Annotated in this window: 3 protein-coding genes; 2 read left to right on the plus strand and 1 reads right to left on the minus strand. The window is 71.0% G+C overall.

Translation table 11 applies throughout. The annotated features are described in order from the left end of the window. Nucleotides 1-543, minus strand: a 543-nt coding sequence (locus D455_RS0122725) for a UbiA family prenyltransferase (RefSeq protein WP_017572986.1), incomplete at its 3' end; no start/stop codon positions are given. Between the two features lie 675 nt (nucleotides 544-1,218). On the opposite strand from D455_RS0122725, the gene tkt reads away from it, so the two are divergent. Next, nucleotides 1,219-3,312 carry a transketolase gene (tkt, locus tag D455_RS0122730; protein WP_017572987.1) on the plus strand — a complete coding sequence of 698 codons (2,094 nt, stop codon included), beginning with the start codon at nucleotides 1,219-1,221 and terminating at the stop codon, nucleotides 3,310-3,312. A 97-nt stretch (nucleotides 3,313-3,409) separates the two neighbouring features. Then, complete coding sequence (tal, locus tag D455_RS0122735) at nucleotides 3,410-4,516, plus strand: transaldolase (protein ID WP_017572988.1); 1,107 nt, start codon at nucleotides 3,410-3,412, stop codon at nucleotides 4,514-4,516. Nucleotides 4,517-4,560: the final 44 nt, after the last annotated feature.

Here is a 4,560-nt window from a genome sequence, read left to right on the forward strand (position 1 = left end):
GGTCACGGCGCCCCAGCCGATGAGTACCGGCATGCACCCGGCGATGCCGCCCCACACCACGTTCTGGGCGGTGCGCCGCTTGAGCACCATCGTGTAGACGAAGATGTAGAACAGGATCGCGAAGACCGACAGCGCCGCCGAGAGCAGGTTGACCAGGAGCGCGAACCCGGCGGTGGAACCGACGGCCAGCACCAGGCCGTAGACGAGGGCGCCGCGCGGGGTGACCAGCTCCATCGCGCCGGGACGCTGACGGGTGCGACGCATCTCACGGTCGATGTCGCGGTCGATGTAGCAGTTCATCGCGTTCGCGCTGGCCGCCGACATGGTGCCGAAGAGGAGGGTGGCGACCGCGGTCCACAGCGGCGGCACTCCCCCGGCGGCGACGAACATCACCGGGATGGTGGTGATGAGCAGCAGCTCGATGACACGGGGCTTGGAAAGGGCGACGTAGGCGCGGACGTACGCGCCCAGGGTGGCCCTGCGGGGGGCCTGGGGCTGGGCACCGTCCGGGTTCGTTCGCGGAGCGCGGTTGGTGAGTGCCATCAGTACCGCGTCCCCACGGCCGGACGGCTCTCTCGCGTCCCCACGGGGGGCACCGGCTCGGTTTCAGACACGCGGATACCTCGACAACTCTAGGGGTTTCGACACAGCTCGCCACGCGGGGGCCGGCGGACCGACAAAGCGTCAGGATCGGCGGAAACCCCGTCAACGACATACTGTAGTACTTCCTCGCGAAGGCTGCGGACCAGCCCCCTCACTAGGAAAACCGCTGGTCCTCGGGGGATGCCGTGCCGGGGACCCGTCGGGTTCCCAGAAGGGTCGCACACGCCCCGACGCGCTTCCAGCGTGCCACGCGCCGCCCGCGGGCACCCCACCCTCCCCACCGCGCACCGGGGCGCGCGGAGCCCCCACCACCCTATTACCAGCTGGTAATGAGAGGTGTCGGGCAACGACATCCCCGAGTCCGGACGATAGGCTCGAAGACGGCCGAACCCGTCGCGGTTTCCGGGCCGCGACGGCCGTCGTCGGGGGGATGGCAAGGCTGACACGCCGGTGTCCGCACAGCCATGCGCGGGCACGTCCTCATCCCTCACCCCGGGTCCGCCTCTCGGCGGGCCGCACCGGGGCGTCCGGCGGCGGTCCCAGACAACCCAACCGACACACCCCGCGTCCCGTCCACCGGGCGCGGAGGGTGCCCGAGAAGGAGAACGAAAGTCCGTGAACGCCCACACCCCGCAAACCCTGGAGTGGTCGGACCTCGACCTCCGCGCCGTCAACACGGTCCGGGCGCTGGCGATGGACGCGGTCGAGAAGTCGGGTAACGGACACCCCGGCACCGCGATGAGCCTGGCGCCCGCCGCGTACCTGCTCTTCCAGAAGATCATGCGGCACGACCCCTCGGACCCCGAGTGGACGGGCCGTGACCGCTTCGTGCTGTCGGTCGGCCACTCCAGCCTCACCCTGTACATCCAGCTCTACCTCGCCGGGTACGGCCTGGAGCTGGAGGACCTCAAGAGCCTGCGCCAGTGGGGCAGCCGTACACCCGGCCACCCCGAGTTCAGCCACACACCGGGGGTGGAGACCACTACCGGACCGCTCGGTCAGGGCGTCGGCAACGCGGTCGGCATGGCCATGGCCGCCCGCCGCGAGCGCGGCCTGTTCAACCCCGAGGCCGGTCCGGGCGCCAGCCCCTTCGACCACCACATCTTCGCCTTCTGCTCCGACGGCGACGTCCAGGAGGGCGTGAGCCACGAGGCCAGCGCCCTGGCCGGGACCCAGCAGCTGGGCAACCTCATCATGATCTGGGACGACAACCGGATCTCCATCGAGGACGACACCCGCATCGCGCACTCCGAGGACGTGGCCGAGCGCTACCGCGCCTACGGCTGGCACGTGGAGGAGGTCGACTGGAGCGCCACCGGCGAGTACGTCGAGGACGTCGACGCCCTGTTCCAGGCGATCGTGCGCGGCAAGGCCGAGACCGAGCGTCCGACCTTCATCCGTCTGCGCACCGTCATCGGCTGGCCCGCGCCCAACAAGCAGAACACCGGCGCCATCCACGGCGCCGCCATCGGCGCCGACGAGATCTCCGCCACCAAGGCGATCCTCGGCCTTCCCGACGAGCCCTTCGCCGTCGAGGACGAGGTCCTCGAGCACACCCGCCGCGCCGTGGAGCGGGGCCGCGAGGCGCGCGCCGCGTGGGAGGTGGAGTTCAGGGCCTGGCACGAGAGCGCCGGTGAGCACGCCGCGCTGTTCGACCGCCTGGTCGAGAAGAGGCTGCCCGAGGGCTGGGAGAAGGAGGTGCCCTCCTTCGAGCCCAGCGAGAAGGGCATGGCCACCCGCAAGGCCAGCGGCGAGGTGCTCTCGGCCCTCGCGCCGCTGCTGCCCGAGCTGTGGGGCGGATCGGCCGACCTGGCGGGATCCAACAACACCACGCCCAAGGGTGCGCAGTCCTTCCTGCCCTTCGACCGCGCCAGCGAGATGTTCCCGGGCGGCCCCTACGGGCGCGTGCTGCACTTCGGTGTGCGCGAGCACGGTATGGGTTCGATCCTCAACGGCATGGCCCTGCACGGCCCCACCCGCCCCTACGGCGGCACGTTCCTGGTCTTCAGCGACTACATGCGCCCCGCCGTCCGGCTCGCCGCGATCATGCAGCTGCCGGTCACCTACGTGTGGACGCACGACTCCATCGGCCTGGGTGAGGACGGCCCCACCCACCAGCCGGTCGAGCACCTGTGGGCGCTGCGCGCCATCCACGGCCTGGACGTGATCCGTCCGGCCGACGCCAACGAGACCGCCGTGGTGTGGCGCTCCGTCATCGAGAACGGCGACCGTCCGTCCGCGCTGGCCCTGACCCGACAGAACCTGCCCGTCCTGGACCGCGACGAGTACGCCTCGGCGGAGGGCGCGGTCAGGGGCGGCTACGTCCTGGCCGAGGCCGACGGGGGCGCTCCGGAGGTCATCCTCATGGCCACCGGCAGCGAGGTGCAGATCGCCCTGGACGCCCGCAAGGCCCTCCAGGAGGCCGGTACCCCGACCCGCGTGGTCTCCATGACGTGCGTGGAGTGGTTCGAGCGCCAGAGCGAGGAGTACCGCGAGCAGGTGCTGCCCCCCTCCGTGCGCGCCCGCGTCTCGGTGGAGGCCGGGATCGCCATGGGCTGGCGCCAGTACGTCGGTGACGCCGGCGAGTCGGTGAGTCTGGAGCACTACGGCGCCTCCGCCCCGTACCAGGTCCTGTACGAGAAGTTCGGTTTCACCACCGAGGCCGTGGTCGAGGCGGCCCGCAAGAGCCTCGCCCGGGCCTCCGGCTGACCCCGACGGGCCCGCCGGACACCCCGGCGGGCCCGTCCTCCTTCGACGTGTGCGAGCAGGGGCGGGCACTCCGCCCCGAGGAAGGCGTGAGGAACCCATGAGCAACGCACTCCACGACCTGTCCCAGGCGGGCGTGTCCGTCTGGCTGGACGACATCAGCCGTGAGCGGCTGCGCTCCGGCAACCTGGCCGAGTTGATCTCGACCCGCAACGTGGTCGGCGTCACCTCCAACCCCACCATCTTCGACAAGGCGCTCGCCGAGGGCGACGCCTACGACCAGCAGGTCCACGAGCTGGCCGTGCGGGGCGTGACGGTGGAGGAGGCGGTCCGCATGATCACCGCCTACGACATCCGCTGGGCCGCGGACACGCTGCGTCCGGTCTACGACTCCACCGACCGCGTGGACGGCCGGGTCTCCCTGGAGGTGGACCCGCGCCTGGCCAACGACACCGAGCGCACGACCGCCGAGGCCAAGGCGCTGTGGTGGCTGGTGGACCGGCCCAACCTGATGGTCAAGATCCCGGCGACGGCCGCGGGCCTGCCCGCGATCACCCAGGCGCTGGGCCACGGCATCAGCGTCAACGTCACGCTGATCTTCTCCCTGGAGCGCTACCGCCAGGTGATGGACGCCTTCCTGGAGGGGATGGAGCTGGCCCGCACCAACGGCCACGACCTGTCCCGGATCCAGTCGGTGGCCTCCTTCTTCGTCAGCCGTGTGGACGCCGAGGTGGACAAGCGACTGAAGGAGATCGGCACCGACGAGGCCCTGGGGCTGCTGGGCCGGGCCGCTCTGGCCAACGCCCGCCTGGCCCACCAGGCCCACGAGGAGGTGTTCTCCTCCTCCGAGTGGAAGGCCCTGGAGGAGCACGGCGCCAAGCCGCAGCGGCCGCTGTGGGCCTCCACCGGCGTCAAGGACCCCTCCTACGAGGACACGATGTACGTCAGCCAGCTGGTGACCCGCGACACCGTGAACACGATGCCGCAGGCCACGCTGGACGCCGTCGCCGACCACGGCGAGATCACGGGCAACACCGTGCTGGGCACCTACGAGCAGGCCCACGCCGACTTCGCCGCGCTGGAGAACGCCGGGGTCAACCTGACCGACGTGTTCGCCGTGCTGGAGAACGAGGGCGTGGACAAGTTCGTCAAGTCCTGGGAGAGCTTCCTGGGCGCGGTGTCGGACCAGCTCGGCAAGCTCGCCTGAGCCGCCGCTCCACGACCGTGTCCGGGCGGGCAACGCCCGCCCCC

Source organism: Nocardiopsis halotolerans DSM 44410 (assembly GCF_000341065.1).
GTDB classification, from domain to species: domain Bacteria; phylum Actinomycetota; class Actinomycetes; order Streptosporangiales; family Streptosporangiaceae; genus Nocardiopsis; species Nocardiopsis halotolerans.